We start from the raw sequence: 23,693 nt of genomic DNA, 5'->3' as shown, positions 1-23,693 counted from the left end.
AGTTTGTGTTGCCGGCCGCCATCCTGTGAAGCCAGAGCCTGAGAAGCTCACCCAAGGAAAGGCCCCCACCGCCATGCGCAATGCACAGAAAACCTCCGGAATGCCATTCCACAAGTACGTCCCGTTCCAGGATCAGATCACCGTGGAACTCCCGGACCGGACCTGGCCGGACAAGACCATCACCAAGGCCCCGCGCTGGTGCGCCGTAGACCTCCGTGACGGTAACCAGGCGCTTATCGACCCCATGAGCCCCGAACGCAAGCACAAGATGTTCGACCTGCTCGTGAAGATGGGCTACAAGGAAATCGAGGTCGGTTTCCCGTCGGCGTCGCAGACCGACTTCGACTTCGTCCGCCAGCTCATCAAGGGCGACCGCATTCCGGACGACGTGACTATCCAGGTACTCACCCAGGCGCGTGAACACCTCATTGAGCGGACCTACGAGTCCCTTGAGGGCGCAGACCGCGCGATCGTGCACCTCTACAACTCGACGTCGGTGCTCCAGCGCCGGGTCGTGTTCAACCAGGACATGGACGGCATCGTCGATATCGCCCTGACCGGTGCGCGGCTGTGCCGGAAGTTCGAGGAGAACATGGGTGACACGCACATCACCTACGAGTACTCCCCGGAATCCTTCACCGGCACCGAGCTCGAATTCGCCGCGCGCATCTCCAATGAGGTCGCCGCTGTCTTCGAAGCGTCCGCCGATCGGCAGATGATTCTGAACCTGCCGGCAACCGTTGAGATGGCCACGCCGAACGTGTACGCCGACTCCATCGAGTGGATGTGCCGGAATCTGGCCAACCGGGACGCCGTGATCCTGTCCCTTCACCCGCACAACGACCGCGGCACCGGCGTCGCAGCGGCTGAACTCGGCTACCTTGCCGGTGCTGACCGCATCGAGGGATGCCTGTTCGGCAACGGGGAGCGAACCGGGAACGTCGATCTCGTGACGCTGGGAATGAACCTGTACGGGCAGGGCATCGACCCGCAGATCGACTTCTCGGACATGGACCACATCCGCCGCACGGCGGAGTACTGCAACCAGCTCAACGTGCCTGAGCGCTCACCGTACGGTGGAGACCTGGTATTCACCGCTTTCTCCGGTTCACACCAGGACGCCATCAAGAAGGGCTTCGAGCGGATGGAAGAGGACGCTGCCGCCGCTGGAAAAACGGTCGAGGAAATTCCCTGGGCGGTACCGTACCTGCCGATCGATCCCAAGGACATCGGGCGCTCCTACGAAGCCGTGATCCGCGTGAACTCCCAGTCCGGCAAGGGTGGCGTCGCCTATCTGCTGAAGCACGAGCACAGCCTGGACCTGCCGCGCAGGGCACAGATCGAATTTTCCGGAGTCGTGCAGCGCCGCACGGATACCGTCGGCGGTGAAGTCAGTGGTGCCGCGCTGTGGGAGATCTTCCAGGACGAGTACCTGCCGTCGCGTAACGGTTCCTGGGGGCACTATGTGCTCACCTCCACCAACACTGACGCCTCCGAGGACGGGCGCTTCAATCTGACGGCGACGCTCCTGATTGACGGCGTCCAGCAGCGGCGCACCGCGCAGGGCAACGGACCGATCGACGCGCTCGTATCGATCCTCGGTCAGGACGGCGTCGACGTACGCGTCCTTGACTACACGGAACATGCACTCTCCTCAGGCGGGAATGCCCGCGCTGCCGCGTACGTGGAGTGCGCGGTGGGAGAGCGGGTGCTCTGGGGCATCGGCATCGATTCCAACTCGACCATGGCATCCCTGAAGGCAGTCGTTTCCGCGGTCAATCGTGCCATTCGGGACCGTAGCTAGCGTTCCCGGACACGAATCCGGGGGTCGGGCGCGGCGACGGCAGCACCCGGCCGTACGGGTGGGAAAATAGAACGTGGCCAGATCATTCGCGTCGCGGACCTACCGTACGGAAGGCGTCGTCCTTCGTACGTACAAGCTCGGCGAAGCCGACCGCATCATTGTGCTCCTGACCCGTGAGCACGGCCAGGTCCGGGCAGTTGCGAAGGGTGTTCGGCGAACGAGCAGCAAATTCGGGGCACGCCTTGAACCATTCATGACGGTTGATCTTCAACTCGTCGCCGGACGCACGCTCGACGTCGTCACTCAGGCCCAGACGCGTGGCGCCTACGGACACGGTATCGCGGCCGACTATTCCCGCTATACGGCAGCGGCTGCAATAGCTGAGACCGCTGAAAAGCTTACGGACGCCGACGGCGAGTCAGCCGGAGCACAGTACGGTCTGGTTATCGGCGCCCTGTCCGCTCTGAGCAGAGGGCTCCACCCGTCGGAGCTAATCCTGGACTCCTATCTGCTGCGCGCACTCGCAACGGCCGGCTGGGCGCCAAGCTTCACCGACTGCGCCCGGTGCGGCGCAGCGGGCCCGCACACGGCATTTTCGGCCGCCCTGGGCGGAGCCGTGTGCGCCTCTTGCCGGCCGCCGGGCGCGGCGTCACCGTCCCCTGAAGCCATGACCCTGCTGGGCGCCCTGCTGTCGGGCGACTGGGCAGTGGCTGACGCCGCCGCGGATTATGCGCGGCGGGAAAGTGCGGGACTGGTGGCCGCCTACGTACAGTGGCATCTGGAACGAGCAGTTAAGGCCCTTAAACATGTGGAGCGTGTGTGACAACATCCCAAAGCGAGCCGTTGCAGCCGTGGCCTCACCCCAGCGGCGAGCTCCCGCCGCAGATCCCCGCCGAACTGGTTCCGGCGCACGTGGCGATTGTCATGGACGGAAACGGACGCTGGGCGAACCAGCGCGGTCTGCCCCGTACCGAGGGACACCGGGCGGGTGAAGCGGCACTGCTTGACGTGATGGCCGGTGCCATTGACATTGGTGTGCGTCACGTCAGCGTGTATGCCTTCTCCACGGAGAACTGGAAGCGTTCCCCGGACGAGGTGCGGTTCCTGATGGGGTTCAGCCGTGACGTCCTGCGGCGGCAGCGCGACCAGCTCAACGAGTGGGGAGTACGCATACGGTGGGCCGGACGTCGCCCGCGTCTCTGGCGCTCCGTCATCAACGAACTAGAGGTGGCGGAGGAACGCACCCGGTCCAACTCGGTCTGCACCCTCACAATGTGCGTCAATTATGGAGGACGGGCGGAGATTGCCGACGCTGCGCGCGCCATCGCCGAGGATGTCGCGGCCGGGCGGCTCAAGGCATCATCGGTGTCGGAAAGCACGATCCAGCGATACCTGGACGAACCGGACCTGCCGGACGTTGACCTCTTCCTCCGGACCTCGGGCGAGCAGCGCACGTCCAATTTCATGCTGTGGCAGTCGGCCTACGCCGAAATGGTGTTCATGGATGTCCTCTGGCCAGACGTTGACCGTCGCACCCTCTGGAAGGCGGTTGAGGAGTATGCCGCCCGTGACCGCCGTTACGGTGGAGCAGTGGACCGGGCCCGGGTCTGATCTTCGCTCTCCGCTACAGCCTTGCCGTAGCAGTGCATCCACCGATCAAGTTCCGCGTACACCTTCTGTCTCACCGGTGCCGCTGACAACAGCGTGTCGTGAAGGGCGCCGTCGAACCGGCACACCGTGACATGGGGTCCAAGCTGGAGCGCGCGCTGCGTCATGACAGTCACGTCAAGCACACTGTCGGAGGAGAGCATCGCGTCGTTCCACACGGGACTGATGGTTGACCGCGAGGAAGCCAGAACCAGAACCGGGACGTCAATCGAGAGTCCCCGGCGCACCTGCGCGTGCCCGGTCAGCACCGCGGTGAGCCAACCCGCCCGGATGGGAAACCCGAATTGCGGCCGCCACTGACCATTCAGTTCCCATTCGCCGTCGGCCTGGTTGCTGATGCTTCGCCAGTAGAAGCCGAACTCCGGCAACTTCAGACGTGCCTTCGGCCTGAACCGGGTGATCGGATCCAGCAGGCCCTGGGTAGTGGTGCGCAGTATCGCACTGCCCTGGACGTCCAGCCACGGGCTGTTGAGAACGAGGTTGGAGACCCGCCCGGGAAAACGGTGGGCCCACAGCGATGCGACCAGCGCCCCGGTGGAGTGCGCCATCAGGGTGATTCCCGACGGCGGTGCCCCGGTTCCGGTTTCGATGTCCTCCGCGAGGGCGGCCAGCGCGGCGTCGATGTCATCATCGTAACCCGACAGGTCCGTCACATACCCCGGTGTCTGCCACGGCCTGAGACTTCGTCCGTATTTACGCAGGTCCAGCGCATAGAACGCGATTCCCCGTTCCGTGAAAAAGTGCGCCAACTCGTGCTGGAAGAAGTAGTCGCTCCAGCCGTGAACGTACAGCACGGCCTGGACCGGTTCGGCGGCCTCACCGCGCCGGCCGGGAAGCTTCAGCATCCGTTGCGCTGTACTCAGGAAGTCGGTCGGGGCCTCGACCGGGGGCGGCGTATAGGAGACGAGCGTTGCAACACAGGGGCCCTCATCATCCGCGCCGAGTTCAAGCTCCGTGAGGGCAAAGCCATCACCGAGATGGTCCGGCTGCCAGTTGATGCCCATGAATCGAGGATATCGATGCAATCATCAACTTGGTGAAGCGGCGGGCGCCGTGGCAACTTTGAACCATGCGTATTTATCCCGTCTTCTTTCGCGTCGTTTTCAGCGGCATGGACCCTGAACGCGCGCACCGCGTCGGCTTCCGGCTGATCCGGTGGACGGGCAAGACGCCGGCCGCCAGCGTACTGCGCCGCATCACGCAGCCGGCCCCGGAACTGACCACGACGGCGTTTGGCGTCACCTTTCCGTCGCCGTTCGGTCTGGCCGCCGGTTTCGACAAGGAGGGTCACGGCATTGCCGCCCTCGCGGACCTGGGGTTCGGCCACATCGAAGTCGGAACGATCACGGGGCAGGCCCAGCCGGGCAACCCCAAGCCGCGGTTGTTCCGCCTGGTGAGAGACCGTGCGGTCATCAACCGGATGGGATTCAATAACGACGGCGCAGCCGCCGTCGCGCCACGGATCGCCGCAGCACGGCGGATTCTTGAGCGACGCTATCCGACACAGCGACCGGTCATCGGTGTGAACATCGGCAAGACAAAGACGGTCGACCTGCGCGATGCCGTTGCCGACTACCGCATCTCCGCGCAGGCGTTGGCTCCGCTCGCCGACTACCTTGTGGTGAACGTCAGCTCACCGAACACGCCCGGTCTTCGATTGCTGCAAAGCGTCAGTTCCCTCCGACCGCTCCTGAAAGCCGTGCGGAAATCAGCGGATGAGAGTGCGGGCCGGCACGTGCCGCTGCTGGTGAAGATCGCCCCCGACCTGAGCGATGAGGATATTGACGAGGTTGCATCGCTGGCACTGGAGCTGGAACTGGACGGCATCATCGCCACCAACACCACCGTTACGCGTGAAGGACTCACCACCGACGACGAAACCGTGATGGCATGCGGCGTCGGTGGCTTGAGCGGCGCACCGCTCAAGGAGCGTTCGCTGGAAGTCCTGAAGCGCCTGCGTCAGGCGGCCGGGCCGGAACTGGCCCTGATCTCGGTCGGCGGGGTGGAAACCGCCGAGGACGTCAGTGACCGCCTGGAGGCCGGGGCCACGCTTGTGCAGGGCTACACTGCGTTCCTCTACGAAGGTCCGTTCTGGGCCGCCTCGATCAACCGCGCTCTGAAGAATCGCGTGGCCCTGAGCCGTTGACAATCCTCGTACGCTGAGGCTGCCGGTTTGGCGTGAGCGGGCCGAACGTGGACTGAACGGGCGGACCTTCCTCTAGGCGGGGTATTGGCCGCGGCCTACCTGCGGCTTGGGCAGCCGGAGACGCCTGATCTGCATGGCGCGTGAGATGCCGTACCAGAGATCACCGCGCCCGGGCTCGCCGAACTTCTCAGTAAGGAGCTTCTTGAGCTTGCGGCGCAGGAGCAGGCAGTCAATGACGACGGCAACGATGATCACCCAGAAGGCGAGCATGATGTAACCCTGAAGCGTGAGGTTCGGGATGAAGCTGAGGAAAACGAAGACCAGCGCCGCAAACATCAGGAACTCAGCCACGTTCCACCGTGCGTCCACATAGTCGCGGACGAAGCGGCGCGCAGGACCCTTGTCGCGGAACGGCAGGTGCCGTTCATCGCCGCTCTCGAGGGCGCGGCGCATGCGCATCTGTTCCTCGCGCCGGGCCAGCCGGTTGGCTTCGCGTGCTGCCTTCCGGTCGTTGGGAACGAGCGGGCGCTTGCGTGCTGCTTGCTGGACACTGCGCTTCGGCGTAGGCGCGCCTTTGCCCACCGCCTTCAGGCGCTGCTCTTCAGCAGTTCGCTCAGCGGGAGTCTCAACAAAGGCAGCGTCTTTTTTTCGTCCAAACACTCCTCTAGGATACCCGTCCCCGGGGCAGCGGTTTCCGCCCGCGTGTGTAGGCTCGGTGGCATGAACAAGCTATCTACCGAGGCACTGTCGGACACCACCGTTGCTGCCCTGCGTTCCAGCGTCGACTCCGCGTTCCCCCGCACAGTCGAGGAGCTGAAGTCACTCGTGGCCATCCCGGGCGTGGCATGGGAAGCGTTCGACCCGGCAGAGCTCGACCGGAGTGCGGAAGCGGTCGCGTCGCTCGTGCGTTCTGCAGGTATCGAGGACGTTCGCATCCTGCGCGTGGACAACAATGGCGCACCAGGCGGACCTGCCGTCGTCGCGCAGCGCCCCGCTGCTGAGGGGAAGCCGACCGTTCTGCTTTATGCACACCACGATGTGCAGCCGCCCGGGGCGCCGGAATTGTGGGAGAGCGAGCCCTTCGTCGCACACGAGCGTGGGGGCCGGTTATACGGCAGGGGAGCGGCCGATGACAAAGCCGGCATCATGGCGCACATCGGCGCGTTCCGTGCGGTCTCCGATGTTCTGGGTGATGACTTCGGCGTTGGCATCACCCTGTTCATTGAAGGCGAAGAGGAGGCCGGGTCTCCCACCTTCCGCCGGTTCCTGGAGGAACACCGCGAGCTCTTGCGATCCGACGTCATCGTGGTTGCTGACTCGAGTAACTGGAAGGTCGGTATACCGGCGCTCACTACCAGCCTGCGCGGGCTGGTGGACGGCACGATTGAGGTTCGGGTTCTCGAACATGCGGTGCATTCCGGTATGTTCGGCGGCCCGGTGCTTGACGCGCCCACGCTGCTCTCCAGGCTGATTGCAACCCTGCACGACGACAACGGCAGCGTCGCCATCGAAGGCCTGCTTGCTACAGACACCGCCGAGGTGGAATACCCTGAGGCGGATTACCGCGCGGACGCGTCCGTCCTTGACGGCGTGCAGCTGGCGGGCACCGGTTCCCTTGCTTCACGGTTGTGGACCCAACCCGCGCTCTCCATCATCGGCATCGATGCTCCAAGCGTGGCGGTATCGTCAAACACTCTGCTGCCTAGCGCGAGGGCGAAGTTCAGCCTTCGTCTTGCACCCGGGCAGGACCCACAGGAGGCGATGTCCGCCGTCGAACGCCATGTGAAGGTCAACGCCCCGTTCGGCGCCGCTGTCACATTCACCCCCGGAGAGTCCGGCAATCCTTTCTCCACCGACACCACCAGGCCTGCCGCCCAGGTCGCCATGTGGGCGCTGCGGACAGCCTGGGGGACGGACGCCGTTGAGGCCGGGATCGGCGGATCCATACCGTTCATTGCAGATCTGACGGAGGTCTACCCCGACGCGCAGATACTGGTGACCGGAGTGGAGGACCCTGATTCTAGGGCGCACAGCGCCAACGAATCGCTCCATCTGGGTGAGTTCAGGCGCGCGGTGTTGGCCGAGGCGCTGATGCTCGCCCGGTTCAACGACGCCGGCTGACCCACGGCGTGCCCGGCAGCGCCCCGGGCGACGGAATGTTTCGAGTGCACGTTTCGTTACATAGCTGGGCAGGCCGTGACGACCGGACGTACCATGGAACGGACAGCGCCGCGAGGTGCTAATGGCCATATGCCGCCGTCGTCGTAGTTGCAGACACGGAACCGGCGGGGTAGGCACAAAGCTAAGGAGAACGCACATCATGAGCACATCAACAAGCGAACCGACCACTGAGACGGCCGCAGACACCGAACTGCCGGTACACGAGGTCAACCTGTCAGATGTCGCGGCCAACAAGGTACGGAGTCTTCTGGAGCAGGAGGGTCGCACCGACCTCAGGCTGCGGGTTGCAGTTCAGCCCGGTGGGTGTTCCGGACTGATCTACCAGCTCTACTTCGATGAGCGTGTGCTCGACGGCGATGCAGTGAGGGATTTCGACGGCGTGGAAGTAATCGTCGACCGGATGAGCGTCCCTTATCTCGCGGGAGCCTCCATCGATTTCGAGGACACCATCTCCAAGCAGGGCTTCACTATCGACAACCCGAACGCAGGCGGTTCCTGCGCCTGCGGCGATTCCTTCCACTAGGAACCTCACACCGGCAGATGATAAAGCCTCCGTCACGTATCCAAAACGGCTACGTGACGGGGGCTTTGTTGTCACACGATGGCTGCCGTTACAGGTAAGCTCTACAGTGAGTAGTAAAACTGAAAGTGCATCGCATTTGAGCAGTAGCTCAAGTAGCGGCGTGCACCAAAGATGCTGCCACCGTCGGTGGCACCGCACGTAAGAAAAGGAAGGGCCGTCTGTGAGTTCGCAGGACCGAACCGGCAGCCGACGCGCAAAGATTTTCAAGGTCTCAAGCCTCGTGGTCATGGCTGCGCTGTTCTTGTCTGGTTGTTCATCAGAAGTCCAAAAAGGTTGGTTGCCCGCTGAGCGCGACAACACCGACCACACCGGCCGGATCATTGACCTTTGGGTCAACTCCTGGATCGCCGCCCTGGTAGTAGGCGTGATCACCTGGGGCCTGATCATCTGGTGCATCGTGGCGTACCGCCGTCGTCGGGACGAGACCGGCTACCCGCGCCAAATCAGCTACAACCTTCCGTTGGAAGTGTTCTACCTGACCATCCCGCTGTTCATGGTGCTGGTGTTCTTCTACTTCACCGACCGCGATCAGCAGGCGATTGACACCCGCGTCGAGGATCCCGATGTCATCATCGACGTCCGTGGGAAGCAGTGGTCGTGGGACTTCAACTACGTCCTCGAGGACAAGTACGACTCCGGCGTTCAGGCGCAGCTCAACGGTGAGCCGGGAGTTCCTGAGTCTCTGCCGACGCTGTACCTTCCTGTCAACCAGACGGTCGAGTTCCGCCTCAACGCGCGTGACGTTCTTCACTCTTTCTGGGTTCCGGCCTTCCTTCAGAAGCGCGACATGATCCCGGAGCGGGAAAACTACATCACCCTTACACCAACTCGTGAGGGCGTCTTCGAAGGCAAGTGTGCCGAGCTGTGCGGCGAGTACCACTCGGAAATGCTGTTCAACGTGGCCGTTGTTTCCGAAGAGGAATACCGAGCGCATCTGGAAACCCTTGAGGATGGCCAGCTGGGCGAAGAGTACGACCGCAATCCGCAGACCATTACCGGCGAGGACCCCAGTGGAGCCGACGAGCAAATTGGGCGTGATTAATTAGATGTCTACTTACGAATACACCGCTACGGACGCCGGCACTACTGTTGCGCCGCGGGTGGTCCCGAGGTCCAAGGGACGCATCGTCGTCAACTGGATCACCTCAACTGACCACAAGACGATCGGGTACATGTACCTGATCGCGTCGTTTGTCTTCTTCTGCCTGGGTGGAGTGATGGCGCTCGTCATCCGCGCCGAACTGTTCGAGCCGGGTATGCAGATCCTGCAGACCAAGGAGCAGTACAACCAGCTGTTCACCATGCACGGCACAGTGATGCTGCTGATGTTCGCAACCCCGCTGTTCGCCGGCTTCACCAACGTCATCATGCCGTTGCAGATCGGCGCTCCTGACGTCGCGTTCCCGCGGCTGAACGCTTTGGCTTTCTGGTTCTTCCTGTTCGGCAGCACAATTGCCGTTTCGGGCTTCATCACTCCGCAGGGAGCCGCGTCGTTCGGGTGGTTCGCGTACGCGCCGCTGTCGAACACAACATTCTCACCGGGCGTTGGTGGTGACCTGTGGGTCTTTGGCCTCGCCTTGTCCGGCTTCGGTACCATCCTGGGCGCCGTCAACTTCATCACGACGATCATCTGCATGCGCGCTCCCGGCATGACGATGTGGCGCATGCCGATCTTCACCTGGAACGCACTGGTCACGTCGATTCTCGTACTGATGGCATTCCCCCCGCTGGCCGCCGCACTCTTCGCGCTCGGCGCTGACCGCCGGTTCGGTGCGCATATCTTCGACCCGGACAATGGCGGTGCCATCCTTTGGCAGCACCTCTTCTGGTTCTTCGGCCATCCCGAGGTTTACATCATCGCGCTGCCGTTCTTCGGAATCGTCTCCGAGATCTTCCCGGTCTTCAGCCGCAAGCCGATCTTCGGTTACAAGGGTCTTGTATACGCGACGATCGCCATTGCTGCACTGTCGGTGACTGTGTGGGCACACCACATGTACGTGACCGGCGCGGTGCTGCTGCCCTTCTTCGCGTTCATGACCATGCTGATCGCAGTACCTACCGGAGTGAAGTTCTTCAACTGGATCGGCACTATGTGGCGGGGATCGATTACCTTCGAGACCCCGATGCTCTGGAGCCTCGGGTTCCTCGTCACCTTCCTCTTCGGCGGGTTGACCGGAATCATTCTTGCCTCACCGCCGCTGGACTTCCACGTCTCTGACACCTACTTCGTGGTTGCCCACTTCCACTACGTGGTCTTCGGCACCGTGGTGTTCGCGATGTTCGCCGGATTCTACTTCTGGTGGCCGAAGTGGACCGGCAAGATGCTCAACGAGCGTCTGGGCAAGATCCACTTCTGGCTCCTGTTCCTCGGCTTCCACGGCACGTTCCTGATCCAGCACTGGCTCGGTGTCATCGGGATGCCCCGTCGGTACGCCGACTACCTGCCCGAGGACATGTTCACCGCAATGAACCAGTTCTCGACCATCGCATCGTTTGTTCTCGGCGCCTCACTGATTCCGTTCTTCTGGAACGTTTATGTGACCTGGCGCAGCGGAACCAAGGTCGAGGTTGATGATCCCTGGGGCTTCGGAGCATCACTGGAGTGGGCAACTTCGTGCCCGCCGCCGCGGCACAACTTCACGTCGCTGCCCCGTATCCGTTCTGAACGGCCCGCGCTGGACCTGCACCACCCAGAGCTCGCACAGTGGCATACCCCAAGTTCACCGGCAGGCCAGCTGCTGGGATCCGCCGATCGGAAGGACGCGTAAGTGAAGGTAGAAACTCGGCTCTTCTTCTGGGGCGTACCCTTCTTTGTCCCGGTATCCCTCGTCTACGGATTCCTGACCAACTGGTCCGAATGGGTTGGCATTCTCGGCATCCTCCTTGTGGGTGGCCTCGCCGGAATGATCGGCTTCTACCTGGGCTTCACGGGGCGGCGTGTTGGCCTCCGCCCGGAGGATCGCCGCGACGCTGAAATCCACGAAGGCTCCGGGGAACAGGGACACTTCAGCCCCTGGAGCTGGTGGCCGCTGGTACTCGGACTGTCAGCAGCAGGCGGCTTCCTTGGTCTCGCCGCCGGTTGGTGGATTCTTTACATCTCCGCAGGGCTCGCAGCCATCGCACTCGTCGGCTGGGTTTACGAATACAGCAGGGGAGACCACGCCCACTAGGCGTAGCAGGCACTGCACGGACGAAAGGCTCCACACACTCGGTGTGGAGTCTTTCGTGCGTCCTGGTACCTCACTGCTGCTCGGTGTATAGGCGCCGAGCGATAGAATGAACTGACCAGACCGGTCCACTTTCATACGGGTCGGTTACAGGCGCCCTGAGGAGTCCACCATGCGAGATCAGCTCAGCGGACTCAGCACCGCGCTCGATGGCAAGGGCGCCAAGCACGTACAGCTCCGCGAGTTGCTGCGTGCTTACATACTGGAGCACGCGGAGCCGGGCACAGCCATTCCCTCGGAACGCAAATTGACGGAACACTTCGGTGTCGCCCGCATGACGGTACGGCACGCGATCGATGCGCTTGTCGCTGAAGAGGTACTGGAGCGGATCGTCGGACTGGGAACATTCGTCGCTCATACAAAGCTGGACCTCCAGATGAAGCTCACCTCGTACAGCGAGGAGATGCACCGGCGGGGCATGGTGCCTGATGCCCGCGTCCTGAGCTTCGAGCAGATAGCAGCGACGCCACTGATCGCACGCGAGCTTCAGATAGACCAGGGAGCGCCAGTTGTGCGGTTCCGGCGCCAGCTTTTAGCGGACCGTGAGCCCATGAGCGTCGACGAAAACTTCATCCCGGCTCACCGGGTGCCCGGCATTCTCGACGATGATCCTCCCACGTCCCTGTACAACGTGCTCAGCGAGAGGTACGGGTTGGTGATGGAGTGGGGGGAGGACACTGTGGAAGCCACTGCTGCTTCCCCCTCCATTGCGCGTCTATTGAACGTGGAGATGGGCGCACCGCTCCTGAAGATCCAGAGGCACGCATACGTTGCCCGTGCGATGGTGGACTATTCCGTCTCGTACTACCGGGCGGATCGGTACAAACTGTGGGTTCCGCTCCAGCGCCCGGGTGTGCGGACGCCGAGGACATACACAGCCAAACGCTTCAGCTAGACGGCTGGTTACGCCCGGACCCTCTGTCTGCGATTACAGGTCCGGGACTGGCCTGACGCGTATAGCGAGCGGCAGGCAGACACCAGAGAGCGGGGCGCACGATGCCGTGCGCCCCGCTCTCTGGGTAATTGCAACGCGACTAGTGGCTGGAGATTGAAGCCTTGTCGTGTTCGCCGGCGACCTCGCCGTGGTGCCCGTGTGAGTGGGCCTCCTCGAGCTCCCTCGGCGTAACCGGCGCAACGCGATCCTCGAAGAAGAATCGAGACGCCCAAGCGCGGCTCTTTTCGTTCCTCGACACATGGCCGTTGACATCCGGCTGAGCAGTCAGAGCTTCGGGGGAGTCAAAGCTGACCAGCTTGTACCGCTTGTACTCATCTACGGGCTCGTGGACCTCAATGAACTCGCCGTGGGGAAGCCGTACGATACGTCCCGTCTCGCGACCATGGAGCACTATCTCGCGATCCTTGCGCTGGAGAGCGAGGGCAATGCGCCGGGCAACAACGAAGCCGACGATCGGCCCGAAGATCACCAGAGCACGCAACCAGTAGGTCACATCGTTGAGCGACACCATGAAGTGTGTGGCGATCAGGTCGGAGCTGGCTGCTGCCCACATGACGCAGTAGAAGATGACGCCTGCCACGCCGATGCCGGTGCGGGTAGGAGCGTTCCGTGGGCGATCAAGGAGGTGCTTTTCACGGCGGTCCTTGGTTACCCAGGCCTCGATCCAGGGCCATGCAAACAGGAGCATGAAGACGATGCCCGCCGGCACGAGCGCCGGGAACAGGACGTTCATGGACAGCGTGTTCGTGCCCCAGGGGAACGGAATGTTCCACTCGAACGGGAAGTTGCCGATAGCGCCCGGCATAAGCCGCAGAGCGCCGTCAACCCATCCGATGTACCAGTCCGGCTGAGTGCCGGCGGACACGGGCGACGGGTCATACGGTCCGTAGTTCCAGATCGGGTTGATCGTGAATGCTGCCGAGATTGCGGCGACGATACCGAAGACGATGAAGAAGAAGCCGCCGGCTTTGGCCGCGTATACAGGACCAACCGGGTAGCCCACTACATTGTCATTGGTCCGGCCCGGGCCGGGGAACTGGGTGTGCTTGTGAACCACCACCAGGAAAAGGTGCATTGCGATCAAAAGGAGGATCAGTGCCGGAATGAGCAGGATGTGAAGCACATACAGGCGGGGGATGACCACGGTGCCGGGGAATTCGCCTCCGAAGAGGAAGAAGCTGATGTAGGTGCCTACAACAGGGATCGACTTGATGACACCGTCGATGATGCGGAGGCCGTTTCCGGAGAGCAGATCGTCCGGGAGCGAGTAGCCGGTGAAACCTGCAGCCATCGCCAGGATGAGCAGGACGCCGCCGATCACCCAGTTGAGCTCACGGGGCCGACGGAACGCGCCGGTGAAGAAAACCCGCAGCATATGCACGGATACAGCAGCGACGAAGAGCAATGCCGACCAGTGGTGGACCTGACGCATGAAGAGCCCGCCGCGGATATCGAAGGAGATATCCAGGGAGGTGGCGTACGCCATGGACATTTCGATGCCGCGCAGGGGTACGTAGCTTCCGTCGTAATGCGTTTCGGCCATCGATGGGTCGAAGAAGAAAGTCAGGAACGTACCCGAAAGCAACAGGATCACGAAGGAGTAGAGCGCGACCTCACCGAACATGAACGTCCAGTGGTCGGGAAAGATCTTCCGCCCGAACTCCTTCACAATGGCGGATCCGCCAACACGGGTGTCGACGAAGTCGGTGATCTTACCGACGCTGGTTTTGGGCTGGTACTGCTGTCCAGCTGCCGAGCTGCTCATATCAGCCACGCTCCCAGTAACTTGGTCCTACGGGTTCTTGGAAGTCGCTCGTCGCTACCAGGTAACCTTCCTCATCCACAGAGATGGGAAGCTGGGGCAGCGGGCGGGTTGCCGGGCCGAAGATAACCTTGCATTCCTGTGTGAGGTCGAAGGTTGACTGGTGGCACGGACACAGCAGGTGATGTGTCTGCTGTTCGTAAAGGGCTACAGGGCAGCCCACATGAGTACAAATCTTGGAGTAGGCAACGATGCCCTGGTAGCCCCAGTCCTCGCGGCCGGGGGAAGCGTTCAGCGATTCAGGGTTCAAGCGCATCAGGAGAACTACGGCCTTGGCCTTCTCTTCGAGCTTGTGCTCCGATTCGTTCAAACCTTCAGGAATGACGTGGAAGGCCGAGCCGATGGTGACGTCAGAAGCTTTGATCGGAGTCCCGCTCGGGTCACGGGTCAGGCGCACCCCTTCGTCCCACATCGTCTGACGCAGTACGTCGCCTGGCAGCGGACCGAGATCGCGAAAGATTGCAATAGCAGGGAAAATCGCCAGAATGCCGGCTCCAAGAAGAGTGTTCCGGATGAGCGGGCGGCGCTTGATCCCTGATTCTTCGAGGATATCGCCCACAATCATCGCGGCATCCGCGCGGTCAGCCTCGGGGCGGATCTCGTGGCGGTCCTCGGCGATCTCATGGTCCGGCATCAGGGTTTTAGCCCAGTGCACGATGCCTACTCCGATGCCGAGCATCGCGAAGGCAGTTCCCAGACCGAGCAGGAGGTTCTGGAGACGCAGCGTGCCGATTGTCTGGTCGAGCGGAATGAAGAAGTATCCGAAGAAGAAGAGCAGCGTTCCAAAGATGGAGAGGAGGAACAACACTCCAACCTGGCGCTCTGCGCGCTTCTCTGCGCGAGGATCTCTGTCAGCCAAACGGGGCCGGTGCGGCGGGAGTCCAGGATCCTGGAACCTCTGAACGCCGCCCTGACCAGGCTTAGCTACGGTAACCGCGTCTTCCGGGCTGCCGTGACTATGGTCGGCCATGATCCCTCTCATCCTTCTTTAGAAACTTCACTCATAAATCCTGTGTAATTGGTTCTTTTGCTGCGCCAACAGCCCGTTACGAGGAGCGGGATGTCAGCCAGACGGTAAAGGCAATGATCACTCCGAGTCCGGCTACCCAGATGAAGAGACCCTCAGAGACCGGGCCGAGCGAACCGAGGTCCGCTCCGCCGGGCGAGCCCTGTTCTTCAATGGTCTTCAGGAAGGCAATGATGTCCTGCTTGTCCTCGGGCGTGATGTTCGCATCGCTGAACACGGGCATGTTCTGCGGGCCTGTGACCATAGCCTCATAAATGTGCTTCTCGCTTACGCCATCGAGCGCCGGCGCGAACTTGCCTCGGGTGAGAGCACCGCCGGCAGCTGCTGCGTTGTGGCACATCGCGCAGTTCACGCGGAACAATTCTCCGCCTGCAGCCGGGTCGACTCCCTCGCCTGAGGTGTCGAGGAGATCTTCACCGGGAATAGCCGGACCGGCACCCAGAGAGGCGACGTAAGCGGACATTTGCTGGACTTGCTCTTCAGTGAACTGGACCGGCTTCTGCAGAGCCTGAGGCCCCTGCATCTGCAGCGGCATGCGCCCCGTGCCGACCTGGAAGTCAACGGCTGCCGCTCCCACACCAACGAGCGACGGGCCGTTCGCCGTGCCTACGGCGCCCATGCCATGGCAGGTCGCGCAGTTGGCCATGAAGAGCTTCTCGCCTTCTTCGATGTCGCTGGCAGAAAAGCCGGTTTGTGCTTTGGCCTCGTTCGCGTTGCTCGCGACGGCGTAGATGCCACCCGTTAGTAACAAGCCCATGAGCAGCAGCGCTATTGCTGCCAGGGGGTGACGCCGCCTCTGCGAAAGTGCCTTCACGTCCTGTTTCCTGCCTTCTGTATTGCCTTGGTACGTTCCACGATTGATGTCAGCCACCGTCGCGACCGCCACGCTAATTCTACCCCGGGTAGAAAAGGGTTCAAGAGAAATCTACTTCAAGAAGTAGATGATGATGAACAGCGCGATCCACACCACGTCGACGAAGTGCCAGTAGTACGAGGTGACGATCGCAGAAGTTGCTTCAAAGTGTCCGAACCGCTTGGCCGCGTACGCCCGTCCAATGATGAACAGGAACGCAATCAGGCCTCCGGCCACGTGCAGGCCATGGAAACCGGTGGTGATGTAGAAGGCCGAGCCGTAGGCGTTCGCGGACAGGGAGACGCCCTCGGCCACCAGTTCTGCGTACTCGTATGCCTGGACGGCGACAAAGACTGCACCCATCAGGAAGGTCAGCAGGTACCACTCGACCATGCCCCATTTGGTGAAGTTGAAGATTCCGCCGATCCTGCGCGGCTGGAGGCGCTCAGCAGCGAACACACCCATCTGGCAGGTGAAAGAACTGGACACCAGAATGATGGTGTTGATCAGGGCGAAGGGCACGTTGAGCTTCTCGGTCTCTGCAGCCCAGAGTTCGCCTGATGTGGAGCGCAATGTGAAATACATGGCGAAGAGTCCGGCAAAGAACATGAGTTCACTGGATAGCCATACAACGGTGCCAACCGAGACCATGTTCGGCCGGTTCAGTGTTGGATGCGCAGTGGAGCTGGGGGCATGGGTCGCTGTCGTCACCCTGACATTATGTCTCTAAAAGTTCCTACTTCACCAATGCGAAACGGCGTCGGCGCGCCCCATGAACAACCACTAGGGCGGGACTTGCCCGTAATGGCGCGGGAGTAATAACGTGATGACTTTCTACAATTCGTAGATAACCTAGGGGAGTGACTGCGATTTCCGCTCCCGAAGCCCCTTCAACAAGCTGGCCCCAGCTGATCTCGAAGCTGATTGAGGGGGAGGATCTCACGGCTCCGCAGGCCCGTTGGGCGATGGATTCCATCATGGAAGGAATCGCCTCGCAAGCACAGATTGCCGGGTTCCTCGTGGGCCTACGGTCAAAGGGCGAGTCCGTCGAGGAGCTCACCGGACTCGTGGAAGCCATGCTCGCCCGTGCCCATCGAATCGACGTGGCAGGACCGGCGCTGGACATTGTGGGGACCGGGGGAGACGGACTGAACACCCTGAATATCTCCACTATGTCTTCGTTGGTTGCTGTCGGTGCAGGCGCACGGGTAATCAAGCACGGCAATCGCGGTGCGTCCTCCTCCTCAGGGGCCGCAGATGTTATCGAGGCATTGGGAGTCCGGCTGGATTTGTCAGTGGAGGACGTCGCACGTTCGGCCGAGCAGGCAAACATCACCTTCTGCTTTGCGCAGGTCTTTCATCCTTCGATGCGGCACGTCGCGGTGCCGCGAAGGGAACTAGGTGTGCCGACGGCCTTCAACTTTCTCGGTCCCCTCAGCAATCCGGCCGGCGTGGAAGCCCAGGCGCTGGGTTGCGCGAATGAGCGCATGGCTCCACTGATGGCCGGCGTTCTTGCTGCCAGGGGGATTCGTGCGCTTGTCTTTCGCGGTAGTGACGGTCGCGACAAACTGACGACCAGCGGCTCGTCGACTGTGTGGGAGGTGCGAGGCGGCGTCACCACAGAGCACACGGTCCATCCCGAAGATTTCGATCTCCCGGTCGCGACCGTTGAGGCCCTGAGGGGCTCGGACGCGCAAAGCAACGCGAAAGTGGTGCGGGCTCTGTTGGCGGGGGAGAAGGGGCCGGTGCGCGACGCCGTCGTACTCAACGCGGCGGCAGGGCTGACAGCGCTGGACACCGAGCACTCGGCGCCGCTCGTGGAGCGCATGAGGGCGAACATGACCCGCGCTCGGGAGTCCATCGATTCCGGCGCTGCGCAGGCGGCGCTGGATCGATGGGTTGCCGTCACCAGCGGCTAGTTCCGGATCAGCCTTCGAAGCCGAGGGAGAAAGCGGCGTCCAGGTCGTGATTCGAGTAGGACCGGAATGCGATTTGGGTGGTGGTCGATTCGACGCCCTCCACTTTGGACAGCCGGTCAGCGATGACGTCCGCGAGTTCCTCGTGGCGTTTCACCCGTGCAATGGCGATCAGGTCCCATTCGCCGGTGACTGAATACACCTCGCTGATGCCTTCGAGTTCCGAGATCTCCTGGGCGCACTCGGGAATCCTGGAGGCGTCGGTCTGGATGAGTACAAAAGCGGTGATCATGTGGCTGCTCCTTGGTTATGGCTGGGGGAGTGAGGAATGGTCGACTGACTACGACGACGGCGCTTCCGCGCCAGGGCTGCGACTGCACGCGGGACGATGAGGAACAGCCCCAGGACACAGACCGCGACGATCTGGAAAGACAGCGCCGCGCTCTCTCCGAAGAGGACGCGAAGTATCAGGCCACCGGTGGCCGTGCCGATCCAGAGCGGGCACGCGGTGCGCAACAGCGCGGTGGGCTGACGCCAGGGACGCAGAATTGCCGTCGCTGCCAGATACGCGAACATGAAGGGGAGTGCCGTGGTCACGATGCCCGAGGGGGAAAGCGTCCCGTAGTGGGAAAGGTGACCGAGGAGCGCGAAGAGCGTGATCAGCACGACGTCGGCGGCCAGCCAGGCGCCATAGCCCGGTCCGGCCCCATCACGGCTGCGGGCCCTTACGCTCGTCATGGGTTCAGCCTACTGGTTCCCGACGCAGGAGCCGGCTCCTGTGTCCGCTGGCTGACGCGGGAAGAACCTGCGCAAATCTGTTCCATGGTCGTGACCCCGGATCTACCCTTGAGACATGTGCAGGAATATCAGGACACTCCACAATTTCGAGCCCGCAGCAACCAGTGAAGAAGTTCACGCGGCGGCCCTTCAGTACGTCCGGAAGATCAGCGGTGTCACCAAACCGTCAAGGGCGAACCAGGAGGCCTTCGACAAGGCCGTTGAGGAAATCGGATTCGTCACCGAGCGGCTGCTGTCAGAGCTTGTCACCACGGCGCCGCCGAAAGACCGGGATGAAGAAGCGGCCAAGGCGAAAGAGCGTTCAGCGCGTCGCTTCGCCAACGCCTGACCCGCCTTTTGCCCTGGGTGTCGCGGGGGATCAGGCGGTTGCGGCACTGGGAGTCCAAACCGTCCGTGGTGCACTATGGTGACGGAGCGCACCGCAAGCGTGTCAGACATGAGAAGGCACCGGTGGCCCACAGACGCGACACGAGGAGACCGATATGAGCACCCGCCTGAATCCGTACCTTGGCTTCCGTGACACAGCCAGGGACGCCATGACCTACTACAAGTCCGTCTTCGGGGGTGAACTCACCCTCAGCACCTTCCGGGATCTTCATGCCACCGAGGATGAGAGCGAACTGGACAAGATCATGCACGGAATGTTGACCACCGCAAACGGAATGGTCCTCATGGCAGCTGACACCCCGAACAGCATGGATTACAACCCGGGCAATACGTTTTCAATTTCCCTGAGCGGTGAAGACGAGGACGAGCTGCGAGGTTATTGGGACCGCCTTTCCGGGGACGGCACAGTCACCGTTCCGCTCGAAGTTGCACCGTGGGGCGATCGATTCGGGATGTGCACCGATAAGTTCGGAGTCGCCTGGCTGATCAACATCGCAGGCAAGCCCCAGCAATAAGGGAAGCTCCGGCAGGTCGTCGGCGGCGGTCTGCTGGGATGCACGACGAGGTGAGAGGGGGATGTCCGATCTCAATCAAGGTGGCACTTCTATATCGCTCTGACAGGGGGCTATGCCATGTTCAACGAGACTAACGCGCAGGTTTCGTCTCACTGGACGTGGCACTTCGGAATCTCGAGCGATCGCACGCCTAGTTCGGGGGAAGAATGGCGAGCGTCGCCGAGTTGCTGCTGTACCCGACGCAATAATTGAGATACTTCGAGCAGTGGTAGCACCTCGCTGAATGCTCTGGTTTGGGGCAGGATATGAGGTGTGGTCAAGAAAACGCCAGATGAGGCGAGCTCCCAGGTCCTATCCAAGAAGGACTACGAAAAGGAACTGCTGCGGTTGCAGGAGGAACTGGTCGCCTTGCAGGAGTGGGTGCGCGCAACCGGAACGCGGCTGGTCGTTATTTTCGAAGGACGCGACACAGCCGGTAAGGGCGGAACGATCCAACGCATCAGCGGTGCGCTCAACCCGCGCTCCTGCCGGGTTGTTGCGCTCCCGGCGCCGACGGAGCGCGAGCGGTCGCAGTGGTACTTTCAGCGCTACATTTCCCATCTGCCGGCGGCCGGGGAGATGGTGCTGTTCGACCGTTCTTGGTACAACCGGGCCGGGGTGGAGCGGGTGATGGGCTTTTGTACTGACGAACAGTATGCCCACTTCGTCGACACGGTGCCCATGCTCGAGGAGGCAATGATCTCCGATGGGATCGTCCTGGTGAAGTACTGGTTGAGTCTTTCCGACTCCGAGCAGCGCCGTCGGTTCCAGCGCCGCATCGATAACCCGGCTAAGCGTTGGAAGCTGAGCCCCATGGACCTTGAGGCGCAGGCCCGCTGGGTTGACTACGCCGAGGCCAAGGACAAGATGTTTGAGTTCAGTGACACCGAGCGCAGCCCGTGGTGGGTGGTGGACGCCGATAACAAGAAGGAGGCCCGGCTCAATCTGATGGCCCATCTGCTGTCGCTGTTGCCTTACGAGCAGCCGGAGTTGCCGGACATCGAGTTGCCCGACCGCCAGAACCGGACCTACGAGCGACCGCCGTTGGACCGCCAGCGGTTCGTGCCCCAGCGCTACGAGATCGGAAAGTCTGAAAAAGGGCCGAAGGGCAAGAAAAAGGATTCCGCCCAGCATAAGTCCCGTTGAGTGGACCAATCGTTATTTGTTGTTAGGGACATGCGCCTCGGGTTCCCGCCCTCCCTCCTAAACCACTAGTTGACATAATGTCGATTATCGGCACTTGATATCGCCAAGTCTTCTCACATGCGGCGCACCTATTGCGCCCGCAGTGCCAGGAGTACGCTGGCGATGTGAACGATCCCGAACTCGTGGCATTGCCGGCAGGATTCGAACGGTTCCATCGACGGGACTTCGTCAACTACCAACTTAATCGGGCGCACGCGCTGGGCTTCGCCGACCGCCAGGAACTGGTCGACGCCGCGGCAGACGTAAGGTCATTCGATGATTGCGTCACTGTCTTCGAGGCGTTGTCGAACCGTGCGGCTGCCGATGCCCGGCCCCGGAATGCGGCGGGTTATGCACGGATCGCTGAATTCTTCACGTCGCCATGGTCCGCGGAGAAAACGAACCGCTACCGCCGCTTTCTGAAGCTCTTCGACACCACATACGCAGATACTTGCCTCGTGCGTCATGACATCCCCTACGCCGATGCGGCAATGCCGGCGTATCTCCTCCCGGCTGCCGGGACGCCAACCGGCGAGACGGTGCTGCTCCTCGGCGGGCTCGACTCCTTAATTGAAGAGTTCTTCCCCATCTGTCAGCGTGTCGCCGCTGCCGGCTTCGATGTGATTGCCTTCGAAGGGCCCGGACAAGGCGGTGCGCGGGCGTTGCACGGGCTCACCTCCGACCACGACTGGGAAAAGCCTGTCGGCGCGGTATTGGACCACTTCAGCCTCGACCAGGCAGCCCTCATCGGCATCTCGATGGGCGGACACTGGGCGTTGCGTGCTGCAGGACGCGAGCCCCGCATTCGACGTGTCGTTGCGTGGCCACCGGTGTACGACTGGCTTCACCGGGTCCCGCCCGTGTTGCGCGCCCCGGTCCGCACGATGGTGCAGCACCGGCGCTTCATGCGCTGGAGCGTGTGTACCCGAGCGCGGCTGTCGCCGACTCTGCGCTTCGTGGTCGAGCAGGTCCTGTACATGCTCGACAGCGACGATCCGGCCGATGTTGCCGAGTGGTTCCTGGGCATGAATGCCGACCACCTCGACAGCGGGCGGGTGACCCAGGATGTGCTGCTGATGTGCGGCGAAAACGACGCCTTCCAACCACCGGCATTGACCCAAGCCCAGGCTCAAGCGCTCGTTGCCGCCCGAAGCGTCACGACCCGCATTTTCACCCGCGCCGAGCAGGCCGATCAGCATTGCCAGATGGGGAACCTTGAGCTCGCCTGCGAGGTTCTCACCACGTGGTTGCAGGCTGCAGACACGAACTTGGGTTCTTCCAGGCAATGATCCGGTCCCGCTCACCCTGGGGTATCAAGTGACGAGACGCACTCATCCTGCTTCTACACGTCTCGCTGCCAACTTACGCTGGTCCGGAAGGGGCCGGGCGGCCGTATCCAAACAGAACGTGCTGATTGTCCTCTGCCTGACGGAAATCACGAGTTGGGGCATCCTGTTCTACGCATTCCCGGTTCTTGCCGGTGAGATCAGCTCCACCACCGGCTGGTCGTTGCCGGTAGTCACCGGTGCATTCTCCATCGGCCTGGTATGTTCGGCGCTCACCGGATTGGTGGTCGGGCGCATCCTGGATCGCCACGGCCCGCGAGCCGTCATGACCACGGGATCCGTTCTGGCCGTACCGGCACTGTGCCTGGTCGCTACGGCCGGCAGCCTGCCGATCTTTTTCAGTGGGTGGATCCTGGCGGGCATTGCCATGGGTATGGTTCTTTATCCACCGGCATTCGCGGCCGTCACTCGATGGTGGACCAGCCGCCGTACGCGCGCACTGACAATTCTCACTATCGTCGGCGGACTTGCCAGCACCGTCTTCGCGCCCCTGACTGCTGTGCTCTCCGCCGGCGTCGGCTGGCGCGCCACCTATCTGGTCCTTGCAGCGGTGCTTCTTGTGGTGACCGTTCCTGCGCACTTCTTCGGGCTCCGCAGGCCATGGGAGCCGCACCGAGGAAGCTCCGATGAGCCGTCACTCACGGATAACCCGCCCGCGGCCATCATCCGAAGTGTGCCCTTCGTCGCCCTCATCGCCGCCGTGAGCCTTGCGGCCCTGGCGTCATTCGCCGCCGTCGTCAATCTGGTTCCGTTGCTGACAGAGCGCGGGATCGGCACCACTCTGGCGGCAACAGCGCTCGGGGTCGGCGGTATCGGACAAGTCCTCGGCAGGCTGGGCTACGGCCTGTTCGAGCGGCTTCCGCTCCGGCTGCGGACGGCGCTTGTGCTGCTCGCAACAACGCTCACGACGGCGCTGCTTGGCCTAACGGAAACGTTCAGCGCCGCGTTACTGATCGCCCTCGCGGCCGGTGTGGCACGCGGGATTTTCACCCTGCTGCACGCAACTGCCGTACCTGATCGCTGGGGGTCAGCAAACTACGGGCGCCTGACAGCGCTCGTGGCCGCGCCGATCACCCTCGCGACAGCGCTTGGGCCTTGGGCTGGTGCCGGACTCGCCGCCATGCTCGGAAGCTACTCCCGTGCCTTTCTGGTCCTGGCCGGGATCAACGCCGTCGCAGTCCTGGTGGCGTTCTACAGCGTGCCACGTGCCGTCCCCGGGGATGACAGGCGAGCCTAGTATG

At 62.2% G+C, this 23,693-nt stretch carries 24 protein-coding genes; 16 read left to right on the top strand and 8 right to left on the bottom strand.

The window, feature by feature from the left end; all coding sequences use genetic code 11:
• Positions 1 to 73 precede the first annotated feature (73 nt).
• From leuA to AC5RTB_RS14520, 3 genes are all read left to right on the top strand, one after another.
• The gene (gene leuA, locus AC5RTB_RS14530) at positions 74 to 1,804 is read left to right on the top strand and encodes a 2-isopropylmalate synthase (RefSeq protein ID WP_494061770.1); all 1,731 of its coding nucleotides are present in this window, start codon (positions 74 to 76) and stop codon (positions 1,802 to 1,804) included.
• Positions 1,805 to 1,877: 73 nt separating this feature from the next.
• Positions 1,878 to 2,627 (top strand): DNA repair protein RecO, encoded by a 750-nt coding sequence (gene recO, locus AC5RTB_RS14525; protein WP_494061769.1) that lies wholly within the window; start codon positions 1,878 to 1,880, stop codon positions 2,625 to 2,627.
• The gene (locus tag AC5RTB_RS14520; protein ID WP_494061768.1) at positions 2,624 to 3,415 is read left to right on the top strand and encodes an isoprenyl transferase; all 792 of its coding nucleotides are present in this window, start codon (positions 2,624 to 2,626) and stop codon (positions 3,413 to 3,415) included. The genes recO and AC5RTB_RS14520 overlap by 4 nt, the downstream gene beginning before the upstream one ends.
• On the opposite strand, the gene AC5RTB_RS14515 is transcribed toward AC5RTB_RS14520, so the two are convergent.
• On the bottom strand, positions 3,382 to 4,476 hold the full coding sequence (locus AC5RTB_RS14515) for an alpha/beta hydrolase (RefSeq protein WP_494061767.1): 1,095 nt from the start codon (positions 4,474 to 4,476) through the stop codon (positions 3,382 to 3,384). The two genes, AC5RTB_RS14520 and AC5RTB_RS14515, sit on opposite strands and share 34 nt — an antisense overlap.
• Positions 4,477 to 4,541: 65 nt before the next feature.
• On the opposite strand from AC5RTB_RS14515, the gene AC5RTB_RS14510 reads away from it, so the two are divergent.
• Positions 4,542 to 5,618, top strand: coding sequence for a quinone-dependent dihydroorotate dehydrogenase (locus AC5RTB_RS14510; RefSeq protein ID WP_494061766.1), 1,077 nt, complete (start codon positions 4,542 to 4,544; stop codon positions 5,616 to 5,618).
• Between the two features lie 72 nt (positions 5,619 to 5,690).
• On the opposite strand, the gene AC5RTB_RS14505 is transcribed toward AC5RTB_RS14510, so the two are convergent.
• Positions 5,691 to 6,278: a DUF3043 domain-containing protein gene (locus tag AC5RTB_RS14505; protein ID WP_494061765.1), complete on the bottom strand. Its 588-nt coding sequence runs from the start codon at positions 6,276 to 6,278 to the stop codon at positions 5,691 to 5,693.
• A gap of 60 nt (positions 6,279 to 6,338) precedes the next feature.
• On the opposite strand from AC5RTB_RS14505, the gene AC5RTB_RS14500 reads away from it, so the two are divergent.
• The 6 genes from AC5RTB_RS14500 to AC5RTB_RS14475 all read left to right on the top strand — a co-directional run bounded on the left by AC5RTB_RS14500 (position 6,339) and on the right by AC5RTB_RS14475 (position 12,504).
• On the top strand, positions 6,339 to 7,739 hold the full coding sequence (locus AC5RTB_RS14500) for a dipeptidase (RefSeq protein WP_494061764.1): 1,401 nt from the start codon (positions 6,339 to 6,341) through the stop codon (positions 7,737 to 7,739).
• A 199-nt stretch (positions 7,740 to 7,938) separates the two neighbouring features.
• Positions 7,939 to 8,322, top strand: coding sequence for a HesB/IscA family protein (locus AC5RTB_RS14495; protein ID WP_494061763.1), 384 nt, complete (start codon positions 7,939 to 7,941; stop codon positions 8,320 to 8,322).
• Between the two features lie 220 nt (positions 8,323 to 8,542).
• On the top strand, positions 8,543 to 9,424 hold the full coding sequence (gene ctaC / locus AC5RTB_RS14490; RefSeq protein WP_494061762.1) for an aa3-type cytochrome oxidase subunit II: 882 nt from the start codon (positions 8,543 to 8,545) through the stop codon (positions 9,422 to 9,424).
• 4 nt (positions 9,425 to 9,428) lie between these two features.
• Positions 9,429 to 11,150 carry an aa3-type cytochrome oxidase subunit I gene (gene ctaD / locus AC5RTB_RS14485; RefSeq protein WP_494061761.1) on the top strand — a complete coding sequence of 574 codons (1,722 nt, stop codon included), beginning with the start codon at positions 9,429 to 9,431 and terminating at the stop codon, positions 11,148 to 11,150.
• The gene (locus AC5RTB_RS14480; protein WP_494061760.1) at positions 11,151 to 11,552 is read left to right on the top strand and encodes a cytochrome c oxidase subunit 4; all 402 of its coding nucleotides are present in this window, start codon (positions 11,151 to 11,153) and stop codon (positions 11,550 to 11,552) included.
• 169 nt (positions 11,553 to 11,721) lie between these two features.
• Positions 11,722 to 12,504: a GntR family transcriptional regulator gene (locus tag AC5RTB_RS14475; protein WP_494061759.1), complete on the top strand. Its 783-nt coding sequence runs from the start codon at positions 11,722 to 11,724 to the stop codon at positions 12,502 to 12,504.
• 139 nt (positions 12,505 to 12,643) lie between these two features.
• On the opposite strand, the gene qcrB is transcribed toward AC5RTB_RS14475, so the two are convergent.
• The 4 genes from qcrB to ctaE form a co-directional block, all read right to left on the bottom strand.
• Entirely contained in the window at positions 12,644 to 14,329 is a 1,686-nt protein-coding gene (qcrB, locus tag AC5RTB_RS14470; protein WP_494061758.1) for a cytochrome bc1 complex cytochrome b subunit, read from the bottom strand.
• A 1-nt stretch (position 14,330) separates the two neighbouring features.
• Entirely contained in the window at positions 14,331 to 15,356 is a 1,026-nt protein-coding gene (qcrA, locus tag AC5RTB_RS14465; protein WP_494061757.1) for a cytochrome bc1 complex Rieske iron-sulfur subunit, read from the bottom strand.
• A gap of 76 nt (positions 15,357 to 15,432) precedes the next feature.
• A complete protein-coding gene (qcrC, locus tag AC5RTB_RS14460; RefSeq protein ID WP_494061756.1) occupies positions 15,433 to 16,227 on the bottom strand; it encodes a cytochrome bc1 complex diheme cytochrome c subunit in 795 nt (264 codons plus the stop codon).
• 111 nt (positions 16,228 to 16,338) lie between these two features.
• Complete coding sequence (gene ctaE, locus AC5RTB_RS14455; RefSeq protein WP_494061755.1) at positions 16,339 to 16,977, bottom strand: aa3-type cytochrome oxidase subunit III; 639 nt, start codon at positions 16,975 to 16,977, stop codon at positions 16,339 to 16,341.
• Positions 16,978 to 17,126: 149 nt separating this feature from the next.
• On the opposite strand from ctaE, the gene trpD reads away from it, so the two are divergent.
• Complete coding sequence (trpD, locus tag AC5RTB_RS14450; RefSeq protein ID WP_494061754.1) at positions 17,127 to 18,185, top strand: anthranilate phosphoribosyltransferase; 1,059 nt, start codon at positions 17,127 to 17,129, stop codon at positions 18,183 to 18,185.
• Between the two features lie 7 nt (positions 18,186 to 18,192).
• Here trpD and AC5RTB_RS14445 read toward each other — a convergent pair whose 3' ends face one another.
• Positions 18,193 to 18,474: an Lrp/AsnC family transcriptional regulator gene (locus tag AC5RTB_RS14445; protein WP_494061753.1), complete on the bottom strand. Its 282-nt coding sequence runs from the start codon at positions 18,472 to 18,474 to the stop codon at positions 18,193 to 18,195.
• Entirely contained in the window at positions 18,471 to 18,920 is a 450-nt protein-coding gene (locus tag AC5RTB_RS14440; RefSeq protein WP_494061752.1) for a DUF3054 domain-containing protein, read from the bottom strand. The genes AC5RTB_RS14445 and AC5RTB_RS14440 overlap by 4 nt, the downstream gene beginning before the upstream one ends.
• Positions 18,921 to 19,035: 115 nt before the next feature.
• Here AC5RTB_RS14440 and AC5RTB_RS14435 point away from each other — a divergent pair, with 115 nt between their 5' ends.
• From AC5RTB_RS14435 to AC5RTB_RS14415, 5 genes are all read left to right on the top strand, one after another.
• Positions 19,036 to 19,308 (top strand): DUF2277 domain-containing protein, encoded by a 273-nt coding sequence (locus AC5RTB_RS14435; protein ID WP_494061751.1) that lies wholly within the window; start codon positions 19,036 to 19,038, stop codon positions 19,306 to 19,308.
• Positions 19,309 to 19,462: 154 nt separating this feature from the next.
• On the top strand, positions 19,463 to 19,882 hold the full coding sequence (locus AC5RTB_RS14430) for a VOC family protein (protein ID WP_494061750.1): 420 nt from the start codon (positions 19,463 to 19,465) through the stop codon (positions 19,880 to 19,882).
• A gap of 312 nt (positions 19,883 to 20,194) precedes the next feature.
• Positions 20,195 to 21,067, top strand: coding sequence for a polyphosphate kinase 2 (gene ppk2 / locus AC5RTB_RS14425; protein ID WP_494061749.1), 873 nt, complete (start codon positions 20,195 to 20,197; stop codon positions 21,065 to 21,067).
• Positions 21,068 to 21,231: 164 nt separating this feature from the next.
• Positions 21,232 to 22,395: an alpha/beta fold hydrolase gene (locus tag AC5RTB_RS14420; protein ID WP_494061748.1), complete on the top strand. Its 1,164-nt coding sequence runs from the start codon at positions 21,232 to 21,234 to the stop codon at positions 22,393 to 22,395.
• A gap of 118 nt (positions 22,396 to 22,513) precedes the next feature.
• The gene (locus AC5RTB_RS14415; protein WP_494061747.1) at positions 22,514 to 23,689 is read left to right on the top strand and encodes an MFS transporter; all 1,176 of its coding nucleotides are present in this window, start codon (positions 22,514 to 22,516) and stop codon (positions 23,687 to 23,689) included.
• Positions 23,690 to 23,693: the final 4 nt, after the last annotated feature.

The sequence above is a fragment of the Arthrobacter sp. M71 S08 genome, from assembly GCF_059089725.1.
This window is presented reverse-complemented; position numbering and strand designations above follow the sequence as displayed.

Coding starts and splice junctions, on each gene's coding strand:
- leuA (WP_494061770.1), top strand. CDS start 74: ATGCGCAATGCACAGAAAACCTCCGGAATGCCATTCCACAAGTACGTC.
- AC5RTB_RS14515 (WP_494061767.1), bottom strand. CDS start 4,476: ATGGGCATCAACTGGCAGCCGGACCATCTCGGTGATGGCTTTGCCCTC.
- AC5RTB_RS14510 (WP_494061766.1), top strand. CDS start 4,542: ATGCGTATTTATCCCGTCTTCTTTCGCGTCGTTTTCAGCGGCATGGAC.
- AC5RTB_RS14500 (WP_494061764.1), top strand. CDS start 6,339: ATGAACAAGCTATCTACCGAGGCACTGTCGGACACCACCGTTGCTGCC.
- AC5RTB_RS14495 (WP_494061763.1), top strand. CDS start 7,939: ATGAGCACATCAACAAGCGAACCGACCACTGAGACGGCCGCAGACACC.
- ctaD (WP_494061761.1), top strand. CDS start 9,429: ATGTCTACTTACGAATACACCGCTACGGACGCCGGCACTACTGTTGCG.
- AC5RTB_RS14475 (WP_494061759.1), top strand. CDS start 11,722: ATGCGAGATCAGCTCAGCGGACTCAGCACCGCGCTCGATGGCAAGGGC.
- qcrB (WP_494061758.1), bottom strand. CDS start 14,329: ATGAGCAGCTCGGCAGCTGGACAGCAGTACCAGCCCAAAACCAGCGTC.
- qcrA (WP_494061757.1), bottom strand. CDS start 15,356: ATGGCCGACCATAGTCACGGCAGCCCGGAAGACGCGGTTACCGTAGCT.
- AC5RTB_RS14445 (WP_494061753.1), bottom strand. CDS start 18,474: ATGATCACCGCTTTTGTACTCATCCAGACCGACGCCTCCAGGATTCCC.
- AC5RTB_RS14440 (WP_494061752.1), bottom strand. CDS start 18,920: ATGACGAGCGTAAGGGCCCGCAGCCGTGATGGGGCCGGACCGGGCTAT.
- AC5RTB_RS14435 (WP_494061751.1), top strand. CDS start 19,036: ATGTGCAGGAATATCAGGACACTCCACAATTTCGAGCCCGCAGCAACC.
- AC5RTB_RS14430 (WP_494061750.1), top strand. CDS start 19,463: ATGAGCACCCGCCTGAATCCGTACCTTGGCTTCCGTGACACAGCCAGG.